This is a genomic window from Pseudoalteromonas sp. 120-MNA-CIBAN-0494 (assembly GCF_040308885.1).
GTDB classification, from domain to species: Bacteria; Pseudomonadota; Gammaproteobacteria; order Enterobacterales; family Alteromonadaceae; genus Pseudoalteromonas; species Pseudoalteromonas nigrifaciens.
In genome coordinates, this window is record NZ_JBEOOE010000018.1 from 18,361 (window position 1) to 39,933 (window position 21,573).

20 protein-coding genes and 1 pseudogene are annotated in these 21,573 nt (G+C 39.1%); 13 read left to right on the forward strand and 8 right to left on the reverse strand.

Annotated elements, in window-relative coordinates; translation table 11 throughout:
• Positions 1-185: 185 nt before the first annotated feature.
• A complete protein-coding gene (locus AAEY55_RS11745) occupies positions 186-3,497 on the reverse strand; it encodes a hypothetical protein (RefSeq protein WP_350551395.1) in 3,312 nt (1,103 codons plus the stop codon).
• A gap of 189 nt (positions 3,498-3,686) precedes the next feature.
• On the opposite strand from AAEY55_RS11745, the gene AAEY55_RS11750 reads away from it, so the two are divergent.
• Positions 3,687-5,018, forward strand: coding sequence for a dicarboxylate/amino acid:cation symporter (locus AAEY55_RS11750; protein WP_089368193.1), 1,332 nt, complete (start codon positions 3,687-3,689; stop codon positions 5,016-5,018).
• An 85-nt stretch (positions 5,019-5,103) separates the two neighbouring features.
• Here AAEY55_RS11750 and sohB read toward each other — a convergent pair whose 3' ends face one another.
• Entirely contained in the window at positions 5,104-6,120 is a 1,017-nt protein-coding gene (gene sohB, locus AAEY55_RS11755) for a protease SohB (protein ID WP_350551426.1), read from the reverse strand.
• Positions 6,121-6,220: 100 nt separating this feature from the next.
• Positions 6,221-8,650, reverse strand: coding sequence for a VolA/Pla-1 family phospholipase (locus AAEY55_RS11760; RefSeq protein WP_350551398.1), 2,430 nt, complete (start codon positions 8,648-8,650; stop codon positions 6,221-6,223).
• A 206-nt stretch (positions 8,651-8,856) separates the two neighbouring features.
• On the opposite strand from AAEY55_RS11760, the gene AAEY55_RS11765 reads away from it, so the two are divergent.
• On the forward strand, positions 8,857-9,603 hold the full coding sequence (locus AAEY55_RS11765; protein WP_011328024.1) for a YciK family oxidoreductase: 747 nt from the start codon (positions 8,857-8,859) through the stop codon (positions 9,601-9,603).
• 72 nt (positions 9,604-9,675) lie between these two features.
• Here the strand turns inward: AAEY55_RS11765 and rluB are convergent, their stop codons facing one another.
• The 3 genes from rluB to AAEY55_RS11780 form a co-directional block, all read right to left on the reverse strand.
• Positions 9,676-10,548 carry a 23S rRNA pseudouridine(2605) synthase RluB gene (gene rluB / locus AAEY55_RS11770; protein ID WP_011328023.1) on the reverse strand — a complete coding sequence of 291 codons (873 nt, stop codon included), beginning with the start codon at positions 10,546-10,548 and terminating at the stop codon, positions 9,676-9,678.
• On the reverse strand, positions 10,545-11,135 hold the full coding sequence (scpB, locus tag AAEY55_RS11775) for an SMC-Scp complex subunit ScpB (RefSeq protein ID WP_182683282.1): 591 nt from the start codon (positions 11,133-11,135) through the stop codon (positions 10,545-10,547). The genes rluB and scpB overlap by 4 nt, the downstream gene beginning before the upstream one ends.
• 152 nt (positions 11,136-11,287) lie before the next feature.
• Complete coding sequence (locus AAEY55_RS11780) at positions 11,288-11,809, reverse strand: EF-hand domain-containing protein (RefSeq protein ID WP_182683281.1); 522 nt, start codon at positions 11,807-11,809, stop codon at positions 11,288-11,290.
• A gap of 315 nt (positions 11,810-12,124) precedes the next feature.
• On the opposite strand from AAEY55_RS11780, the gene xthA reads away from it, so the two are divergent.
• Genes xthA through AAEY55_RS11795 form a run of 3 tightly spaced genes read left to right on the forward strand, consistent with a single transcriptional unit; the run spans position 12,125 to position 14,401 of the window.
• Positions 12,125-12,931, forward strand: a complete 807-nt coding sequence (gene xthA / locus AAEY55_RS11785) for an exodeoxyribonuclease III (RefSeq protein WP_011328020.1) — start codon at positions 12,125-12,127, stop codon at positions 12,929-12,931.
• A gap of 4 nt (positions 12,932-12,935) precedes the next feature.
• Positions 12,936-13,583 (forward strand): energy-coupling factor ABC transporter permease, encoded by a 648-nt coding sequence (locus AAEY55_RS11790; RefSeq protein WP_041454686.1) that lies wholly within the window; start codon positions 12,936-12,938, stop codon positions 13,581-13,583.
• Positions 13,580-14,401, forward strand: a complete 822-nt coding sequence (locus AAEY55_RS11795; protein WP_350551402.1) for a putative RNA methyltransferase — start codon at positions 13,580-13,582, stop codon at positions 14,399-14,401. The genes AAEY55_RS11790 and AAEY55_RS11795 overlap by 4 nt, the downstream gene beginning before the upstream one ends.
• Positions 14,402-14,414: 13 nt before the next feature.
• Here AAEY55_RS11795 and yfbV read toward each other — a convergent pair whose 3' ends face one another.
• Complete coding sequence (gene yfbV, locus AAEY55_RS11800) at positions 14,415-14,861, reverse strand: terminus macrodomain insulation protein YfbV (RefSeq protein WP_011328017.1); 447 nt, start codon at positions 14,859-14,861, stop codon at positions 14,415-14,417.
• Between the two features lie 436 nt (positions 14,862-15,297).
• On the opposite strand from yfbV, the pseudogene AAEY55_RS18765 reads away from it, so the two are divergent.
• The 5 genes and pseudogenes from AAEY55_RS18765 to AAEY55_RS11820 all read left to right on the forward strand — a co-directional run.
• A pseudogene (locus AAEY55_RS18765) lies at positions 15,298-15,396 on the forward strand (ACT domain-containing protein); the annotation flags it as partial.
• Between the two features lie 3 nt (positions 15,397-15,399).
• Positions 15,400-15,897 (forward strand): PTS glucose transporter subunit IIA, encoded by a 498-nt coding sequence (locus tag AAEY55_RS11805; protein WP_011328014.1) that lies wholly within the window; start codon positions 15,400-15,402, stop codon positions 15,895-15,897.
• 4 nt (positions 15,898-15,901) lie between these two features.
• Positions 15,902-16,246 carry an ArsC family reductase gene (locus tag AAEY55_RS11810; protein ID WP_086994314.1) on the forward strand — a complete coding sequence of 115 codons (345 nt, stop codon included), beginning with the start codon at positions 15,902-15,904 and terminating at the stop codon, positions 16,244-16,246.
• Positions 16,246-17,376 carry a succinyl-diaminopimelate desuccinylase gene (gene dapE / locus AAEY55_RS11815; protein ID WP_011328012.1) on the forward strand — a complete coding sequence of 377 codons (1,131 nt, stop codon included), beginning with the start codon at positions 16,246-16,248 and terminating at the stop codon, positions 17,374-17,376. Before AAEY55_RS11810 ends, dapE begins: the two co-directional genes overlap by 1 nt.
• The gene (locus AAEY55_RS11820) at positions 17,376-18,059 is read left to right on the forward strand and encodes a M15 family metallopeptidase (protein WP_089368190.1); all 684 of its coding nucleotides are present in this window, start codon (positions 17,376-17,378) and stop codon (positions 18,057-18,059) included. The genes dapE and AAEY55_RS11820 overlap by 1 nt, the downstream gene beginning before the upstream one ends.
• On the opposite strand, the gene AAEY55_RS11825 is transcribed toward AAEY55_RS11820, so the two are convergent.
• Entirely contained in the window at positions 18,056-18,928 is an 873-nt protein-coding gene (locus AAEY55_RS11825; protein WP_089368189.1) for a DMT family transporter, read from the reverse strand. The two genes, AAEY55_RS11820 and AAEY55_RS11825, sit on opposite strands and share 4 nt — an antisense overlap.
• Positions 18,929-19,132: 204 nt before the next feature.
• On the opposite strand from AAEY55_RS11825, the gene AAEY55_RS11830 reads away from it, so the two are divergent.
• Genes AAEY55_RS11830 through lpoB form a run of 3 tightly spaced genes read left to right on the forward strand, consistent with a single transcriptional unit; the run spans position 19,133 to position 21,563 of the window.
• Positions 19,133-20,497: a COG3014 family protein gene (locus AAEY55_RS11830; protein WP_089368188.1), complete on the forward strand. Its 1,365-nt coding sequence runs from the start codon at positions 19,133-19,135 to the stop codon at positions 20,495-20,497.
• Positions 20,498-20,505: 8 nt separating this feature from the next.
• Positions 20,506-20,931 carry a YcfL family protein gene (locus AAEY55_RS11835; RefSeq protein WP_058373255.1) on the forward strand — a complete coding sequence of 142 codons (426 nt, stop codon included), beginning with the start codon at positions 20,506-20,508 and terminating at the stop codon, positions 20,929-20,931.
• A gap of 11 nt (positions 20,932-20,942) precedes the next feature.
• Complete coding sequence (lpoB, locus tag AAEY55_RS11840) at positions 20,943-21,563, forward strand: penicillin-binding protein activator LpoB (RefSeq protein WP_338411403.1); 621 nt, start codon at positions 20,943-20,945, stop codon at positions 21,561-21,563.
• Positions 21,564-21,573 lie beyond the last annotated feature (10 nt).

Below are 21,573 nucleotides of genomic sequence, written 5' to 3' on the forward strand. Positions count from 1 at the left end.
TAGGTATATCTACAAACACTAATTGTTACAAGCTTTTAATACAAACTTTTCAGCTTTAAGCGAATAAACGAACAATTTCTGCGTTTAATTTAAACAAACAGGTGTTTTTAGAGTAATTGATGGGGAATATATAGAATAGAAACAAAAAATGCCAACCTTATGGTTGGCATTTTTCAATTTAGTTTTTATTTACTGTCAAATATCGCGATACCTTTTTTAACTGTTTTAGTACTACCCGACTGAGTTTTGAACTCGAATGCTATAGATAGTATGCCATCAAACTTATCGTTACCATCGGCTTCTCGTGAAATCCTAACATCTGAATACATTGGCGTATCGCGGTTAGTATTCGGAACCACATCACTACTTTCAATGATGGATAAGTCACCATTAGTAGTTGAAAGCGAAATAGTTGTACCTGCTGGTAATGGATTACCAAATTCGTCAGTATAATGGATACGAACTGTGATGCCGCCTAAACCAATATCTACTTTCTCTGGTACTGAAGGATCGGTCCCATCGTATGCCGGATTATCGACACTCACCGTAGATAAATCGATTGCATCAACATCACAACGCTCTATGGTATCTGAGGTTTCGAAATTACCCGCAATAGAAGCGGAACAATCTGCCGGCACATAAACTTGATAAGGCGCTGGCAATATATTGTTAGTTTTTAATACTGAAAAACGCAAATATGGATCATCGCCTGACATTACTAGCTCAAACTGCTTGCGTACTTCAATCAATTCGCGTGAACATTCGCCTGCCGTACTAGCCGCTTCACTACATAGTAAACCATTGTATTTACCATCGGCTAAATTATAAATTCCGTCATTATTTAGGTCACGCCAAGTTTCGTTATGGCCGCCACGTGAATTGAGTTCTGAACACGCATCACTTGCTGGATCATTAGCGTCACCGCAATTAACTTTATCGAACGAGGCATTTTCATTATGGTCAATAAACGCTTCTGGTAAGTCGTAACTTGCATAGTATTCACCGATATCAAATAAGCCATTTCTGCGTTGCACTGTCGCTGTTGACTCTTCATCAACAAAGTTTTCTTGACCTTTTGTAACAGCCAGAATGCTCACGCGACCACCCATAACAACACCATCGGGACTATTTTTAGCGCGCTTAATACCATTAATACACGGCGCTGCAGAGCCAAAGTAAGGGTCACAGTTTATTAACCCTGTTTTTGGGTTAATTCCTTCTGTTGTTGAAGGATCGTTGTCAATTTCGCCAATACGATTACCCCATTTCTTTTCATAAAAAGGGCGGTCGCCTTGTGATCGCCAAGTAACAACACAGGTCGCATCATTTGTTTTACAGGTAACTTCATTACTTGATGAGCCTATAACGCCGGCTTCTGCTAAAATGGTGGCTTCAACACCGTCGCCATTATAGTTATTAAACTGGTCACCAAAAAACACCGTAATATCAGTAGTTACGCCATTATAATTTAATGAATTTGTATTGAATATAACTGGGCTCGCATCAAAACTATTTTGATCAGTTACTCCAGATGCCAAAGTTAATTGTGATGAAACTGAGCTAATTTGCTCCGATAGTGGTACTAAGTTAAGTGTACCTTCCGGACAAATTGCATTATTTGGATCCGTTTGGCAAAGTTCAAAATCATCAACCCAACAGGTTAAATCATCACCTGCAGGTAAATTGCTTACATCAACTTTAGAAATGTAACAGGCTTTAACAACTAACGGGCCTGGAACTATACCTGACGTTACAGTAGTTTGGACAAAGCCATTACTATCTGTGTTGCCACTTAACGATGTTAACTTAGCAGCACCAATTGAATCGGTTAGTTTAAAATCGATACGTTGTTGTGTTGATACAATGCCGTCTGCATCTAACAATTTAAATTTAACAATAGATTGTGTTGGCGCACCGCCTTCACCCGGAGGAAGCGCTATAAATGTTTCACTTACATCAACAAATTGAATTGACTGCACCGCTGAGGTTTCTACTGGGATAGTCGTCGCTATAGTAAAGTTTTTACCGCCAGTTTCTACCGTGATATTAATATCGTCATCAATGCTACAGCCTGTTGCACGATACGTGGAGGTCGCGATACCACCAGAAGATTTAACCGAGGCGTCTATTACTGACTGACCACTAATAACACAAGTTGAACTAAACTCAACATCCGTCGGGGTTAAATATAAATTGCCTGCTTCATCACGCAGTGTTACTTCGATAACTGTACTGCCGCCTGCTTTTAAAGGAATAACATTTCCAGCAGCATCTTTATTTAAACCGTTGTTAACCTCAAGGGTTAAATCTGCAATCCCTACTGCAAAGTTAATGGCTGCACTTTCACCTAACGATCTCGCTGTTACAGTTCCTGCACCGCCTGTATTTCCTGGTTGTAATTTAAGTAATGCAACACCAAAATTATCGGTAAGTGCTGTACCAGAAGAGGGCAATACTGACCCTAAGTTAGTCGAAATATTTACTAGTGAACTCTTAGTACCTTCGCCACTTTGCTCATCTGTTACCTCTATAAATAACTCACCTAACTCAGAAGATGAAATAGTATTCGCTATTGTACATCCAGATGAAACTTGAGTTGGATCGAGTTTAACCGCATCTCGATTATCATCCCAGCCAGGCAAACATCCGGTTAATAATTTAACCGATACCGAAAAGCGTGCCAAATTAATTGGGGCAGAGTCACCCGATGAATAAAAAACGGCTGTATTACTTACTGAAGCTGAATTACTTGATGTATAACTAGCAACAACTTGGCCAGCTCCTTTAAAATTACCACTAGAGAGTGTTACACGTGCTTCGCCTGCGCTATTTGTAATCGCAGTACCAAGATCTGGAGTGATTTTGCCAGTAAACTTAGTTGTAAACGTGATCAGTTGTTCACTAAGTGCAACGCCATCATTTTGTAACGTAGCTATTACTGTGCCTGGATTAATTGCAGTGACTGGATTAGTGTCTGAAAACTTTTCACCTATCTTATCAACAATATTAACCGTTAGCGTGGTGGAACCAGACACGCCAGTATCGTCGCCCTGACCTCCTGTTGATTGAAAAGCAAAGGTCCCCTCATAACTCTCACCATCAACAATGTATGACGCAGTAACTTCACCAGCTCCGGCATCTACGCCTGCAGTTAATTCCACGGTAGCAATACCATCATTTTGTGTAAGTGCTGACAAAGGATTCAAATCACCAATATCGTCAACAAGGGTAAAAGTAATTCGTTTACCGGCAACCACTTCACCATCTCGTTTTAGTGTAGCCCGTAAATCTAGCGCAGAGGCCGCTGTAACAGTATTCGATGCGCTGCCATCCTCTTGGGAGTAGCCTTGAAGCGTAACGGTGTAGGTGGGTACATCAGGTGTTGTTCCTCCGTTACCATCACCTATACTGCCCTCCTTTTCAAGTGAGCCACCACCACCACAAGCTGTGATAAAAAAGCTGAGCATCATAATGCTTAGCAGTCGTGTTAAAGGCATAAACCTCTCCCTAGCGTTATTATTATTAACTTTGTATTGTTTACCTCATGTTAACCTATAACTTAGTCTAAAATCACAGTTTTTTGATACTTTCTTTGATAAAAAAATTTAAATTATTAATAAATTTTTCTGTATAAATATTTACATGCTGGTAGGCTGTGCCAAATTTATAAAAAATAGATTGGAAATATGTCGAAAATACGTTCAATGAGCTTAACAACTCGCATAATGATAGGCATGGCATTAGGTATTGCCGTAGGCTTTTTATTTCAAGCTATATTAGCTGGTGAAGACGATTACCTAATACCACTTGGGTTATTCTCTTTGCCAATTAAAGCTTTTTTTGTTGATGGAATTTTTCACATTGGTGGGCAAATATTTATTGCCAGCTTAAAAATGCTGGTTGTTCCTTTAGTATTTGTATCTTTAGTGTGTGGCACATGTAGCTTAAGCGATCCTAAAAAATTAGGCAGTTTGGGTGGTAAATCAATTGGTTTATATTTAATTACCACAGCCTTAGCTATTACTCTGGCTATTACTTTGGCTTTACTGTTTAGCCCTGGCGTAGGTATTGACTTGCCAACAGATGCAAGTTACGACGTATCTGAGGCACCTACCTTAGCGCGCGTTATTATAGATATGTTTCCAACCAACCCTTTTGAAGCTATGGCAAAAGGTAATATGCTTCAAGTTATTGTTTTCGCATTACTGTTTGGTATTGCTATGGCACTTAGTGGTAATGCAGGAAAACGCGTAGCGGTGGTTTTTGAAGACCTTAATACGGTAATTTTAAAACTAGTTACTTTGTTAATGAACGTTGCGCCTTACGGGGTGTTTTTCTTAATGGCAAAGTTATTTACTACCATAGAGTTAAACTTAATTGTTAGCTTGGCTAAGTACTTTTTTGTAGTGGTTGCCGCTTTATTATTACATGCGTTTGTAAATTACAGTTTGTTATTAAAACTATTGACTGGTTTAAACCCTGTAACTTTTTTAAAGAAAATGAAACACGCCTGTTTGTTTGGTTTTAGTACTTCAAGTTCAAGTGCAACTATGCCAATTACTCTTGAAACAGCCACTAAAAAACTCGGGGTTAATAACTCTGTTGCTTCATTTACTATTCCGCTAGGTGCAACCATAAACATGGATGGCACTGCCATTATGCAAGGGGTTGCCACTGTATTTATTGCACAAGTGTTTAGTGTTGATTTAACCATTTCTGATTACTTAATGGTAATTTTAACGGCTACGTTAGCGTCTGTTGGCACGGCCGGCGTACCGGGTGTTGGCTTAATTATGTTAGCAATGGTACTTAATCAAGTAGGCCTACCAGTAGAGGGTATTGCAATAATTATTGGTGTAGATAGATTGCTAGATATGACCCGCACTGCAGTTAATATTACGGGTGACTGTATGGTTACCTGTGTGGTTGCTAAATCTGAAGGTCAGCTAGATGAGTCTATTTATAATGACCCAAATGCAGCGAAAGATTTAGAAAACATAAGTAAATCTATGAATTAGTAAATAACTTCGCATTAAAAAACCCTTGATTAATTCAAGGGTTTTTTATTGGCCAAAGCTAATTAAGCTTAAAGTAATCCACTATTTATGGATTTAATGATTTAAACTTAGAAACTAAATTAACCCCTGCCTTATTAACTGCACTACTAAAGCCAAGTGCTAACTTGTCACTTAAACCTTTTTTAATCTTATATTTAATCTTATAAATTTGACGCTCATCTTGTTGTTCAAGCAAAGCATCATCACTGGTTTTTATAACATCCACCAAGCCTTTCTCTATTGCTTGAGTTGCAAACCAATGCTCACCTGTAGCCACTGAGCTTATATCTAAACTTGGGCGCTGCGTGCTTACGAAAGTTTTGAATAAGCCATGAGTTTGCTCAATTTCTTCACGAAACTTTTCACGCGCTTTATCGGTGTTCTCACCAAATAAAGTAAGAGTACGTTTAAACTCCCCCGCAGTAATTTGCTCAAATTCAACATCGTTTTTCTTTAATACTTTATTAAAGTTAGGTATTTGCGCTATTACGCCAATCGAGCCTACAATAGCAAATGGCGCTGCAATAATTTCATCAGCAACACAGGCCATCATATAACCACCGCTTGCTGCTACTTTATCTATAGCAACACTCAAAGGTATACCTGCATTTTTAATGCGCTGTAACTGTGAAGCTGCAAGTCCATAACCATGCACTACTCCGCCACCACTTTCTAAGCGAATAAGTACTTTATCTTTACTCGCATCAGCAATAGAAATAATAGCAGTTATTTCCTCTCTTAAACTCTCTACTTCATGTGCATCCATACTGCCTATAAAGTCAACCACATATAATCGCGGTTTTGGCTCTTTACTGTCATTTTTTTTATTATCTGCCTTAAGCTTTTTTTGATGTGCTTTAAGTTCTTTTTTACCTAAAGTATTGTGTAAAAAGCTTTGTTTAATATTATCTAGTTGCTCAGAAATATTATCTATTTGTATTTCACCCTTTTTAGCTTTTGGCTTAACTGCCGCGCCAACTATCAGCATTAAAATGATGGCTATAGCAATAACAAAAGTAACCGTTTTAGCGAAAAACAAACCGTATTCGTATAAAAATTCCAACACTTTTCTCCATTTATAAATTTCAGCTAATTTAGCATGCTTTTTAACAAAAAAAAGCCACTAAACAGTGGCTTTGGTTACTTAATTGCGTTGTAAGCTATTAATCGGTCACAACATCACTATTTGTAATTAACAACAAACGACCACGAGCGGCTAAGTAAGTTGCAATTTGCAATTGCATTTCAGAGTTAGCAGCAAAGCTACCTGCAGCATCCGATCCCGCCTCTTCACTAGGCGCTGGTGTTAATACTGAACCATGATGCCCTTTTGTAAATTTAACTAAATAGCTAGACGGCGTGGCACTAGGTGCTTGTGATGTGCTCACTGTTTCTAAGCCCATAAAGTTGGCCAGTGGTAAACTACCTGCAAGCGGATTGCTAGCAACACTTGGAGGTATAACTTGGTCTGGCTTATTGCCTGCGCCATCGCCCACTACCACGTTCATATATACAGGCGTTTCGAGTGCTTTAACGGTTGCGGCATAATTAGTTGGGTCGCCACTATCTAGTGCAGTTTGTGCTGCAAAAGCAAATTGTGTCATTACGCCTTTAATATTTGCCAGCTTACCCGTTTCGCCAGCCATAGTTAAAGCCGTTGCATATTCGGTGTAACCACATGATAGGAAATCTTGCATATTTGGCAGTAATACACCGCAGTTAGAAATTGCATCACCTTGTAAAAATGCATTAAATTCCGTTGCTTCGGTTGTACCTGCTTGTGATAACACCGAGCCTTGAATAAATGGGCCAAACGCAGGTGATTCTAATAAGAAACTGGCAATACCACCGCCGCCACTTGCAAGCGCAACTGTATTAACGTTAAACAGTGGATCAAGTGTTTCAGCCATTGGGCTATTTGCTTGGGCAATAAACGCCGGCGCTACAATTGAACCCAGTGAGTGACCAACATAGCTCACATCTTTACTGTTTATACTTGTATCATTAATAAAGTTTAGGCCAAGACGCAACCCTAATAAATCTGCGCTTGATTGACGTAAACTATCACGGGCAACAAGCAGTGAGCTTAGGTTCATATAACTAAGTACTGAACCTGTGGTTGCATTAAAGTCATCGTTACCGTCTGCATCTACGTCAATTCCTCGCTCGCCATGGCGCGGGTGATCAATTGCAATTGTGGCAAAACCCTGAATAGAAAGCTGCGCCGTTAATGTCAGCATGGTTTCTTTATTGGTAGTAATACCGTGCTGCATAATAACCACAGGCCAGCCACTTTCAGGCATAGCAATAGGTGCTAATTGTAAACTTGCGCGCACACCATTAATTATAGGCAAAATAGGTTTAGTCACTTGCACTGGCACATTGGCCATACTTTGCACTTTAGGAATTGAATTATATTTGGTTAAATGACGCGTGCTATCTAACCCTAAATCACGTAATTTACCACCGCTTAATGCGGCACATGCGCCGTCATTTTCACTAATTGGATCAGTAGGAAATGCAGCACCTGCTTGTGCTTTATAACCCAATACAACAACTGCGTTATCACACATGCCTTGCCAATAAGTGTCGTTTAAATCGCTAATTTCTTTACCTGTAGGCGTACCTAAATACATAGGTAACATAATGCTACCTTTTTGGTATTGCACACCTTGAAAGGCATCACTAACAGTAACACCTTGTGATTGAAATACTTGCTGTACATTTACCATTGGCTGAGTGGGTACAGTAATTGCTGGTGTCGGTAAATTTGGATTTTGCAGGCTCGCTGCTAATAACTTTTTAATTGTACCAAGCACAGGGCCTGCCGATTGCATGGTCATTGCAGCAGAAAAAATAATTTCATCTTTAGTAATATTGCCTGAACTAACAACCACATTTTCGTAGCTATTAACAGCCCCCTGTAGCGCTAGTTGTGATGGCGTAATTAACGGCGCTTCTTGTTTTACTGTAGCGTAAGTAGATGACGGCTCAATAGCACGCCCTTGTGAGTCTTTAAGCTCTGTGGTTAATACATTAATATAAGAGCTGCCGGCTTTAAATGGCTTAAGTGGAATAACCGCCACCGCATCACCAGATGCCTGGGTGATAAAGTCCACACCAAATTGTAGTTCACCTACTAATTTACAGGCAGCACCTGCAGGTGCTTGTGAGCATTGTTCATCTGTTAAACTTGCTCCCATTATTACTTCAAAAATACGTACTGAACCTGGTGTACCTGCAGAGGTGGCATCTAGGCTTACATTTGGTGGGAAAGTTAAATCTATTTTAAAAGGAACTTGAGTAGACCAGCCATCAAGCGCACCTAGTGCAAGTTGAGGGTTAGCATAAGCAGCACGAGGAATTGACACATTAGCGTCATTTAACTCCCCAGGAATATTTAAAGTACCATCTTGGGTACCGCTCATTAATAAATCATTGGGTACAGATATAATCCCATTAGCGGGATCAAACTTTACCGTCGCCTTTGGGATAACTGTAACCGAATCGTTTTTAACATCTTCTAGCGTTTCTCCGCCGCCACAACCTGCAAGAGCAGCTGTAACCGAGAGTGAGAGTAGCATTTTTTTCATATTGTTGGCTCCGCACATATCTTATTTTTATAGTGTGTTTATTAAGTATATTAAGTTAAAACAATGTAATCAGTTTATTAATGAGACATTAGACCAGTTAAACTTAACGTAAACTTTCTACTTTCGCCACCTAAATTTACAATAAATTCGATTACTTAATGTTTTGCTATGTTAAAATCAAAAAAAATTCATCCATGGGTACTTTTATGAACACCTATCAAGCTGCTGAAAATGCACTTAAAGATAAAGTTATTTTAATCACCGGCGCAGGTGATGGAATTGGCCGAGTAGCTGCAATTACATACGCTAAATACGGCGCAACTGTTATTTTATTAGGCAAAACAACTAATAAACTAGAATGTGTTTATGATGAAATTGTTAAAGCAGGTTATCCACAACCGGCAATAGTCCCTATGGATTTAAAAGGCGCAACTAAGCAAAACTACCGCGATCTAGCTGCCACTATAGAGTCTCAATTTGGCTGTCTTGATGGTTTATTAAATAATGCGGGCATTTTAGGCACGTTAGGGCCACTTGAGCATTTTTGTTCGTCAACCTTTGAAAACATAATGAAGGTTAATGTCACCGCGCAAGCTATGATCACTAAAGCGCTGTTTCCGGTACTGCGCAAATCTAAAAATGCATCCGTGGTATTTACATCATCTGGCGTGGGCCGTAAAGGTCGCGAATTTTGGGGGCCTTATGCTATTTCGAAATTTGCTGTAGAGGGCATGATGCAAACATGGGCATGTGAAGTAGGTAAAACCAATATACGTATTAATTGTATTAACCCTGGTGCTACACGCACTTCAATGCGCGCTAGTGCTTATCCTGGTGAAGACCGAGATAAACTTGCAACACCTGAAGACTTAATGCCTACTTACTTATATTTAATGAGTGATGATTCGAGTAATGTGAATGGCGAGTCGCTTGACGCTCAAGTAAAAAAATAGCTATTACTCTAATGTAGATACAAAAAAGCCGCTCAAAATTTTGAGCGGCTTTTTTAATTTCTAAATAATAAGCTATTTACGTTTTGTTGGTTTAACACGTTGATTATGCTTTTTAACTGCTTTACGTATTTGGTTTATTTTTGCACGCTTATCTTTGCGTTTTTCAGGCATTACAGAAAGCTTAGTTTGTGTTTCACGCCCTAACTTAACTGTTTTACGTAAATAGTTTACTGTGTCTAAATCGTATTCAATCCAACCACCTTGTGGTACGCGCTTATCCAGCTCTAACTTACCGTAACGAATACGGATCAGGCGAGAAACTTCCACCTCTTGTGATTGCCATAAACGACGAACTTCTCGGTTACGTCCTTCATTAAGCGTTACATTGTACCAACGGTTTATACCTTCGCCGCCCATAGGATTAACCGTTAGAAACTTTGCTGGGCCATCTTCAAGTTCAACACCACGGGTTAAATTTTTAATGGTTTCTTTGGTTACTTCACCAAATACACGGGCTGAGTATTCACGTTCAACTTCGTAACTTGGGTGCATGAGTCGGTTTGCTAATTCACCATCGTTAGTAAATAGCATCAAGCCTGCGGTATTAATATCTAATCGGCCAACCGCAATCCAGCGCTCGCCATCAATACGAGGGAGTCGGTCAAATACAGTACGACGACCTTCAGGATCTTTACGCGTGCTTAACTCACCTTCAGGCTTGTTATACATAATTACGCGACAAATTCTATCCGCTTTTTCTTCAATTTTTACTGTATGGCCATCAACGCGAATTGAATCTGTTTCTTCAACACGATCGCCTAATTTAGCCACTTTGCCGTTAACGCTAACGCGGTTTGCATCAATGTATTTTTCCATTTCACGGCGTGAGCCTACGCCAGCACGGGCTAGGACTTTTTGTAACTTTTCACCTTGTATAACACTCATTCGGATGGTTCTCTCACAGAAGGATCACTTAATAACTGGTTAATTTTACTTTGCTGTTGCTCTGGCAAGGCAGGTAAATTATCTAAACCTGTTATCGAAAAATAATCTAAAAATTGTTTAGTAGTCGCATATAGCGCCGGCTTACCCGGCACTTCTTTGTGGCCTACCACTTTAACCCACTCTCTTTCGAGTAGTGTTTTAATAATATTTGACCCCGTAGTAACACCACGCACTTGTTCAATTTCGGCGCGTGTAATTGGCTGCCTATAAGCAATTAGCGATAATGTTTCGAGCAAAGCACGCGAATATTTGGGCGCGCGTTCTTGCCATAAATTACTTAGCCAAGGGCTTAAGCTACTACATGCCTGAAAACGATAACCACTGCCTACTTCTACCAAACGAATACCACGGGTCTGAAAATGTGTTTGTATTGCTATTATTGCATCGTTTATACGCACCATAGATATTGCTAAATCGGCTAAAACAACATCCTTTAGATGACGTTTACTTAATGGTTTGTCAGCAACAAAAATCGCCGCTTCAATGATCTCAATTAATTGCTCATCACTAACTCGCCGACCCACCATAAACGCTCTTAAACTAATAAACACACACAGCCAACTATTATGCCAGAACTACAGCAAAGTAGGAAAACATATCGAGCAATTTAGTAAATCAAAGCCACAAAAAAAGCCAGTGCACAGCACTGGCTCCTTCCTCACACTTTAAAATGGTGTGCTTAGCTGTTATTGGCGCTTTTAAGTGCGTCGTCTTCAGCGACTGTATTGCCATATTTTTTTATGTAAGTTACAAATTCACGTTTGCTAACACGCTTGTCTTTATTTACATCCATATAGCCAAAGTGATTTGAAATATCATCATCGTCTGCTTCTTCAACCGAAATATAGCCACTTTTATCGTTATCTAAACTCGAGAAACTGCTTTGTATTTTATCAAATTTAGTAATATCCGCTTTAAATGCTGATTCGCTTACTTCACTGTCTGTGGCAACTTTTCCGGTATTTAATTGCATGTACGCATTAAATTCATTGCGACTTATTTGATTATCCATATTTGTATCAATATTTGAAAAGTGTTGCCAAATATTATCGTCATCGGCTTCAACTTTCGAAATAAAACCATCACTATCGTTATCTAAACTTGCAAAGTCACTATCAATTTTGTCTAACCCTTGGTTAGACGCACAAGCTGCTAAGCTTAACGTTGCTAAAATAGTAGAGGCTAATGTTAACTTTTTCATAAGACGTATCCTTGTAGTTAATTAATGTCACTTTAACTAATACAAGTTAAATGCCAAAAACACTAACCCCTTAAAATCAATTGGTTACAACAAAAGCATAAATAAAAAAACTAACGTAGCGCATTATAGTAATGAAAGCTTTGCTTCATGCCTTGTAATTTTTGCACAAAATATTGGTGTAATACCGGACATTACAGCGAGTGTTTTTACACTTAAAAGTTCAGCCAATAACTTCCTTGTTTCGGGCGTGTTATGTAAGTGTATTTACTGATATAATTTAACGCATTATATAGAACCAATTTTAAGGTATATGCTATGAAAGTGATTTCTTTCAATATCAATGGTCTGCGTGCGCGTCTTCATCAATTACAAGCTATTATCGACAAACATCAACCCGATATTATTGGCCTACAAGAAATTAAAGTTCATGACGAGGCATTCCCACTAGAAGATGTACAAAAAATGGGATATCACGTTTATTATCATGGCCAAAAAGCCCATTACGGCGTAGCTATGTTATGCAAAAAAGAACCTAAATCGGTATTTAAAGGCTTTGCCACTGATACTGAAGAATCACAAAAACGCATGATCAGTGTTACCGTAGAGCAAGACAATGGCCGTGATTTAACGGTAATGAATGGTTATTTCCCGCAAGGTGAAAACATTAATCACGAAACCAAGTTCCCGTATAAACGTCAGTTTTATAAAGATTTAATGACCCACCTGCAAACAAATCATACCCCTGATGAAGACGTGATTGTAATGGGCGATATTAATATTTCACCTACCAACCTAGATATAGGTATTGGCGAAGTAAATGCTAAACGTTGGTTAAAAACCGGTAAATGTTCTTTTCAACCGATAGAGCGTGAATGGCTGGCAACATTACTTAATTGGGGCTTTAAAGACACCTTTAGAGAGCAAAACCCAGAAACCAGCGATCAATACTCGTGGTTTGACTACCGCTCAAAAGGGTTTTTAGATAACCGTGGCCTACGAATTGATGTTGTACTTGCAACACATGAGCTAGCCGCGCGTTGTATAGACACAGGTATAGATTACGAATTACGTGGCATCGAAAAGCCATCGGATCATGCCCCTATTTGGTCTGAATTTAAATAACCCTATGCTTAGCCTCCCAATGCAAGGGCTACTTTGGGCCCTTGTAATCGCTATAAGCTTATTTAGTATTGATAAAGCGACCTATAAAGCACTCTACAATGTACCCATACGCCAAACAGGAGTACTTGCATGTGCGTTGGTGTTTGCTGTTTTATGGCGCATTAAAGCTGGTATTTTAACGGGCCTTGATTTACATATTTTAGGTATTACTGCAGCTACACTTATACTCGGTTGGCGTTTAACTATTTTAAGTAGTGTTCTGGCAACGGCGCTATTAGCCGCATTTGGTTTAATTGAGTTTGAGTTACTGCCAGTGCAATTGCTTATTGGCGCATTTATTCCTATTTTATTGAGCTACTTGGCTTTTATTGTTAGTTATCAGTATTTACCGCGCCACTTTTTTGTTTATATATTTGTATGTGCGTTTATTACGGCTGGGTTTATCGCCTGTATAAAAATAGCTTTAGGGGCATTATTTTATCTTGCTATTGGTCAATATAGCTGGCAACAATTAGCAGATAATTACGTTTACTTAAGCGCTATTATTTGGCTGCCAGAAGCCATGTTAAACGGTATGGCTATTACAATTATGATCACTTATCGCCCACATTGGGTAAAAACTTTTTACGATAAGGACTACCTAGGCTCATGAGTCTTGAATATAGCTGCCCACTGTGTAGCAACTTACTAATAAAAACAGCTAATATGCTTCGCTGTGAAAACAACCATAGTTTTGACTTTGCAAAAGAAGGCTATGTAAATTTATTGCCTGTACAGCAAAAAAACTCAAAACAACCTGGTGACTCATTAGAAATGGTGCAAGCTAGGCGCGCTTTTTTAGAGCGCAACTATTATGCCTTTTTACAGCACGAACTTGGCCAAATTATTAGTAATATAGCAGCTAATAATATTATTGACTTAGGGTGTGGTGAAGGATTTTATACCCAAGCTTTAGCTAGTAATACCCAAGCTACTGTGTACGGGGTTGATATATCGAAGGCGGCGGTAAAATATGCGGCAAAACGCTACAGCAATTGTTACTTTAGCGTGGCATCCATTAGCCAAGCCCCTTTTAAAAGCTACTTTGCCGATGTATTGGTCAGTGTATTCGCACCATTATTTACTCAAGAACTAGCAAGACTTGCTAAACCCGGTTCAACACTCGTAGTGGCAAGCCCCGGACCTCAGCATTTAAAAGAGTTAAAAGAGTATATTTACTCAAGTGTTAATGAACATACACAAATAGAAGTACCTGCAATGTTTACACAAACATCGCAAACACTCATCACTGAGCAAGTTACCTTAAACTTTAGCGACGTTAAAAACTTAATAATGATGACACCATTCGCGTGGAAGTTCAGACCCGAGCACTGGTTAGCACTCGAAGAAAAAGGTGAACATAATGTCACCTTATCGTTTTATATTACACAATTCACAAGAGATAAAAGCATAGCTGTTGCGCACATATAAAGGCAACAGGCGCTTAAAATTGCTCTTTAGTGAACGTTTTGTCCATTTTATCAAACATATCATTAAGTAATTCTTCAAGCTCCAAGTAACGGGGCTTTTTTTCGCTACGCTGTGCTTGATAGCCATTAGCCACCATTTTAGCATAAAGCTCGTTATACCAACGTTGCATGGCGGGCTCTAACTCGGTTTGCGCTCGTTTTCCTAACCATAACAAACCTTGTAAAGGGAGCGATATAAAAAAAAGCGCACTTGCAATTGCTTGCGGTAAAAAGTCAGAGCCAAGATAATTTAACTGAAAAAATAACGTTAGCATGGCTAATATTGGCATTACCGTAATCGCCAACTCTGTCGCCTTTATTACTTTAAACTCAGCAAACAAAGGAGCTAATTCTTTTCGCATTGGCCATTTTTTAGCGTACACACGCCCTATTTGTACTTGCGACATCACACTTTTTTGCATCATGACTCCTCATACATAATATCAACACTACCAATAACATTGGTTGTTATCATGATAGTGTAACACAAATTATTTTATATGGAATTTTCATAAAAACGCACTAAACGAGTAAAAAATCACTCATACTTTAAGGCCTTTTGTTTGAACAGGTTTCGTCTCAATATTAATACATACGCTGTTAAGTGCTAAATGGATCTTTTCTAAACTAATAATTTTAAACATTATAATCAGTACGTTAAGCCACTTATACGCCACAATTCCCACAGTTACCCACAGAAAATGTGGACAACATAATTAACCTCACTTTTGCTAACGTAACCACAACTAGCTTAGTTGCTGTTACTACTTTAATTTAAGGTTAATGATCTATACTATAACCTTATAGTTATTGCTGTTCGTCGGGCTTTTAATGTCAAAAAAAGCATTACAATTGCATAGTACAGTCGATACCGATTATATATTAGTAAAAAAACACACCGTAGATTTAGCTATTACCGCTTTGAAAAAAGATGGCTATAACGTAATTTTTGAGTGACTTATGAAACCGCAAACAATAGATTATTTAGCTCAGAATAAATTACCTCGTCATGCCATTAATATTACTAGCCCATTTTCAGGAAAAGTAATAGCACTTAACGAACACCCCGAACCACTTTTTCGCTTTGGCACATTAGGCCCAGGTATTATGGTACAGCTAAGCAACCATAAAATATTAGCCCCGTTTGACGGCACTTTGCTGCAGGCAAAAAATGCCGGCACCGAATTTATTTTACAAGCTAAAAACGGCCTAAAAGTACTGATTAATTTAACTATTGCGAGCTCGCAACACATTACCCATACCCACATAGCTCAGTTAAATGGTAGCAAAATAAGTAAAGGCCAACGCCTTGCTTATTTTGATTTACGCGAACTTGATACACCTATGCTAGCAAGTTTAATTTTGCTCAATGGCCACAGCCTAGGTACATTTCACTTTTCACACTTGCAGGTAAATGCGGGTGTCGATACTTTATTAACTATTATTAAAAAGAAGTAGATTTATGATCACCCTTTACGGCATAAGCAATTGCGACACTATAAAAAAAGCTAAAAAATACTTAACCGATAACAACATTGAGTTTACTTTTCATGACTATCGCAAAGATGGCGTAAACGAGAGTATGGTTAGCAACTTTGCTGATAAACTTGATTGGGAGCAGCTTGTAAACAAGCGTGGCACCACTTATCGCGCTTTAAGCGATGATGAAAAACAAAGCTTAACTAAAGAAAAAGCGATACCGTTATTAGTTGAGCAGCCTGCAATGATAAAACGCCCTGTACTGGTTAATAATAACGAGTACCACTTAGGTTTTAAAGCAGCACAATACGATGAGATTTTTAAATAATGACAAATGACGTAATCGCTCTAGCGCAAGCCTTAATACAACGCGAATCAGTAACACCTGAAGATGCTGGCTGCCAGCAAATGATGAACGATAGATTGCAAGCAGTTGGCTTTAACATCGAATCGTTATTTTTTACCGATACCTTAAATACTTGGGCACGCAAAGGGACGCAATCGCCACATTTTTGTTTTGCCGGGCACACCGATGTAGTCCCCACAGGCCCTGAGAAAAACTGGCAGTACCCACCATTTTCTGGCCTAGTTGAAAATGGTTTATTACACGGGCGCGGTGCAGCCGATATGAAAGGCTCATTGGCTGCTATGCTGGTTGCTACTGAACGTTTTGTAACAAAGCACCCAGATCATAAAGGCTCTATTTCTTTTTTAATTACTTCAGATGAAGAAGGCCCATTTATAAACGGCACTACTCGGGTAATTGACACCCTTGAAGCTCGCGGTGAAAAAATAGATATGTGTTTAGTTGGCGAGCCTTCATCTCGTGATGTATTAGGCGATGTAGTTAAAAATGGACGCCGAGGCTCACTGACCGGCTTTTTAACTGTTAAAGGTATACAAGGGCATGTGGCATACCCGCAGTTAGCGCAAAACCCTATTCATTTAACTACCCCTGCACTCACTGAGCTAAGCCAAACAGTATGGGATCACGGTAACGAGTACTTTCCCGCCACTAGTTTTCAAATTTCAAATATAAATGGCGGCACTGGGGCCGGTAATGTGATCCCCGGGGAGTTAGAAGTACAGTTTAACTTTAGGTTTAGTACTGAAGTTACTCATACGCAATTACAACAACGCGTTAACGCTATTTTACAGCAGCATAATTTAAATTATGAATTAAGCTGGATTGTAAACGGCCAACCGTTTTTAACAGAGCATGGCCCACTGGTTGACGCCACAGTAAAGGCAATTAAATCGGTAACCGGTTTAACAACAAATCTAGAAACGACTGGCGGTACATCAGATGGGCGTTTTATTGCTCAAACCGGCGCTAAAGTAATTGAGCTTGGCCCGCGCAATGCCACTATTCATAAAGTAGATGAATGTGTAAGTACCGATGACTTAATTGCACTGTGCGATATTTACGAGCAAATTTTAGAAAACCTACTAACGTAATGAACTCAAAAAAAATAACCACAATGTGTATTACAGGACAAAGTGATACGCATTTAACCCAAATTCAAAATCATCGTTTGCACTGCAATATCGTTAATGATTTTTTAGCACTGCAAAGTGCCGCCAAAGCAGCAGGGTTTGAGCTTACAATAGCTTCCAGCTTTCGTGACTTTAACCGCCAAGCGGCTATTTTTAACGCTAAATTTTCAGGTGCACGCCCTGTTTATAATAAACAACAGCAAGTTGTTGAATTAGATAACTTAAGCGATATAGATAAATGTATTGCCATTATGCTCTACTCTGCACTGCCTGGCGCAAGTAGGCATCATTTAGGGACCGATTTAGATGTGTTTGATAAAGCGGCAGTGAGTGATGATTACCAGTTGCAACTCACGCCCGATGAATATCAACAAAGCGGCCCATTTGCTCCACTGAGCGACTGGCTAGATGCTAACTTAGCACTATTTGGGTTTTATCGGCCTTATCAGCATGACTTAGGTGGTGTAGCCCCCGAGCTTTGGCATATTAGCCATATTAAGCAGTCGCAATTACTGGTTAATATGCTTAGTCTGCAAGTACTGCATGAGTGTATAAGTAATAGTGACCTATTAGCCAAAGAGGCTATTTTAGCCAACTTACCCATGCTTTATGAGCGCTTTATAATAAACGTTAGCCCTGTTTAACAGGGCTGTTTTTTATTGAGCGTAAATACCAGCACTGCCCCCAAAATAACACTGCTGGCAACTATAAATTGCACGGTTAACTGCTCAGATAAAAACACCACGCCCGCAATGGCAGCAAGCACAGGTACACATAGCTGCACCACTGCTGCTTGGGTGCTTTTTAATTTTGGCATTGCCGTATACCAAATACTGTAACCAATACCTGAAGCTATTGCGCCACTGGCACATGCAAGTAACACTCCTTCTATGCGGATACTTTTTATATAACCCATACCTATTATTAGCAATATAGGCAAAGCAACTAAGCTGCGAATAAAGTTAAATGCAGAGGTTCTCAGTGGTGATATACAAGCTTTGCCTCGTATACTATACACACCCCACGCTATGCCACTAATGGCCATAAGGGTCGCTCCAAATAATGAAGGTATTGCTGCAGAGGGCAACATTAAATAAACAAAACCGGCAAAAGCGCTTATAAATGCCAACCATTGTAATAGACTCAATTGCTCTTTTTTATAAATTCCCCAGCCAATCATAGTAAGTTGTACCGCGGAAAATAAAATAAGTGCACCAGTGCCGGTATCAAGCTCTATATACGCGATAGAAAAACACAATGCATAAACAAGCAAACTAATACTACTTCGCCAACTTCCTGTATCTTTTAATATTTCGCTATTAAACGTACCGTTACGTTTTGTAGTATTAGTATAAAGCAGCATAATAATGGCTAAACATACAGCCCCGCTAAGTAAGCGAATAACAGTAAAGTTCCATGCATCTATATACCCTTGTGCGAGCGCCATTCTGCACAATAAAGAGTTAGCGGCAAACGCAATTAAAGCACTTAAAGTGTACAACGTTGTTTTCAAAAACAATCCTTAGCTAAAATAAGTACAGTTAACACTGCTAATTTAATGATTTTTAGATTTAGTTATTATAATAACATTACAATATTAATACGATTAACGCTTCGTTCACTGCTCGGCAGTTATGCTACGCTTTTTTACAATATTTCACATATTTTTTTAATGAGTGTATGTTAATCTTATTAAGTAAATTTAAAGGAGTGCTCAGTGCGCCGTAGCTTAATATTTAGTTTTTGTTTTATTTTAAGTGGTTGTAGTACCATAGGATTTAGCGATCTATTTAATGACTATGCGACTCAAGTATCCCCTGTAAGACAAGCAATAGAGAGTAACAACATAGCGCAAGCGCAGTCGCTTATTGCTAAAAATAGTAGTATGCACAGTAGCTACTTACTTAATCAATTAGAGCAAGCGCGCCTTGCCGACTTAGCTAATATGCAAACCGATGCGCAAAGCCAATTTGAAAACGTTTATCAACAAGTACAAAACAAGCGCGAGGCTGCCAAAGTTCAGCTCAGTAGTGGGCTTGAACAAAGTAATGCTTTATTTACCAACGACTCGGCTATTACTTATATACCCGCCCCTTATGAAATGAGCATGCTGCATAGTTATAAAGCGCTTAATTACGTATATAAAAATGATGTTGAAGGTGCATTAGTTGAAGTTAGGCGGGCTAATAAAGTACAAGTAGACGCACTTATTCAAAATCAGGCAGCGCTAGATTCCGCTACAAAAGAAGCGCAGCAGCATTATCCAAGTATGAGTAAGGTTACCCGAGACGTTAAAAATGGCTTTCAAAATGCTTATACTTTTTATTTATCCGCTTTATTGTACCAAAGCAGTAAACAGTATGATGATGCCTACATTGACTATAAAAAAGCACTCGAAATACAACCCAACAATATTTATTTGCAACGTGATGTACTTCGCCTTGCTAAAAAACAAGGCTTTGATCAAGACCTAAGTGAGTTTAAAAAGCGCTTTGGTGAGGCAGCAAATATACCGTCTGAACAAGGCGAAGTAGTTATATTATTTGAACAAGGCTTAGTGCCTAAGCAACACGAATTTAAATTACGTTTACCTATTTTTACCTCTGGCGGTAATGCACGTTTTTATAGCTTAGCTATGCCAGTTTATAAAGACAACGCCTATGTTCGTAGCATTAATAACATCAGTATTAATGCCCAAAACTTAGTATTAAGCCCGCTAGTGCACATAGAATCACTGGCTGCTAAAACGTTAGAAGATCAAATACCTGCCAGAATAGCGCGGCAAATACTGCGTTTAGTCGCCAAAGAAAAAGTACGAGCCGAACTGGCTCGTAGCACCGGAGACGTAGGGAATATAATTGCGAACATTTATAACTTAGCCTCTGAGCAAGCCGATACACGCAGTTGGCTCACGCTACCAAATCAAATAAGTGTGGCGCGAAGTAGCTTAAACAGCGGCGCGCATTCATTAACCATAGGCACGCAAGCGCCAATAAATTTTACCGTTAGTAAGCAAAGGTTAACCTTAATTTATCTAACCTCTATAAATAACTACTTTAATTATCATGTAGTACAACTCTAGGAGCGATTATGAGATACATAATGCCATTATTTGCGGTTTTAATACTCAGTGCCTGTGCTGGCAAACCAGACACATCGGGTATAGCAATTGAGCAAGGTAATAAAACATTTAATCAGCAACTACGTGTTGATAACCCAGAGCTTGGTGAGAAACTAGCTATTAGTGACGTAAAAACACGTCAAACAAACCAATTAACTGACGTGGTAGTTACCTTAGCAAGCCAATATAAAAAGTCGCAATACTTACAGTATCAATTTAATTGGTACGACAAAGACGGCTTTGTTATTAAGGGTAATCACTCCCCTTGGCAAGCAATTACCTTATTTGGCTTTGCACAAACACAATTACCAGGGCTAGCACCCAGCCCAGATGCAGTTACCTTCTCATTAGCAGTAAGAGAAGTGTCTACCGATGCGCAAGAATTTAAAGAATAAAGGAAATAACAATGATCATACGTAAAAAATTCAAAACAGCTTCAACTTACGCGCTTATTGGTTTAAGTGTATTAGTATTAAGTGGTTGTGCAAATAAAGCGGTAGTTAGTTATGGCGACGCACAAGCCGTAGAAACCACTGACATTAACTTTGGCTCTACCGATTTACAAAAAGTAGCCAGCCAAATGACCGATTCACTATTAAGCTCTCCGGTTGTTGGCACCATGACCGCCAATAAACGCCCTGTGGTATTTGTTGAAAGAATTAAAAACAAAACCAGCGAGCACATTGATACCGAATCAATCACCGACTCTATTTCAACTCAGTTACTGCGTAGCGGAAAATTTAGATTTGTTGATATGACCCGAGTTGAAGCTATACGTGAGCAGCTTAAATTTCAAAACGAAGATGCATTAGTTAACCCCACGACTGCTATGGCATTTGGTAAACAAATTGGTGCGCAGTATATGCTGTACGGCAACTTATCAAGCATAGTTAAATCCAATGCTGACAAATCAGACGTATACTATAAATTTACCATGCGTTTAATGGATATGGAAAGTGGCTTAGTTGAATGGGCTGACGAAACAGAAATTCGTAAAACGAAAGAAAAATCAACCTTTGGCTGGTAGTCAATAGGAG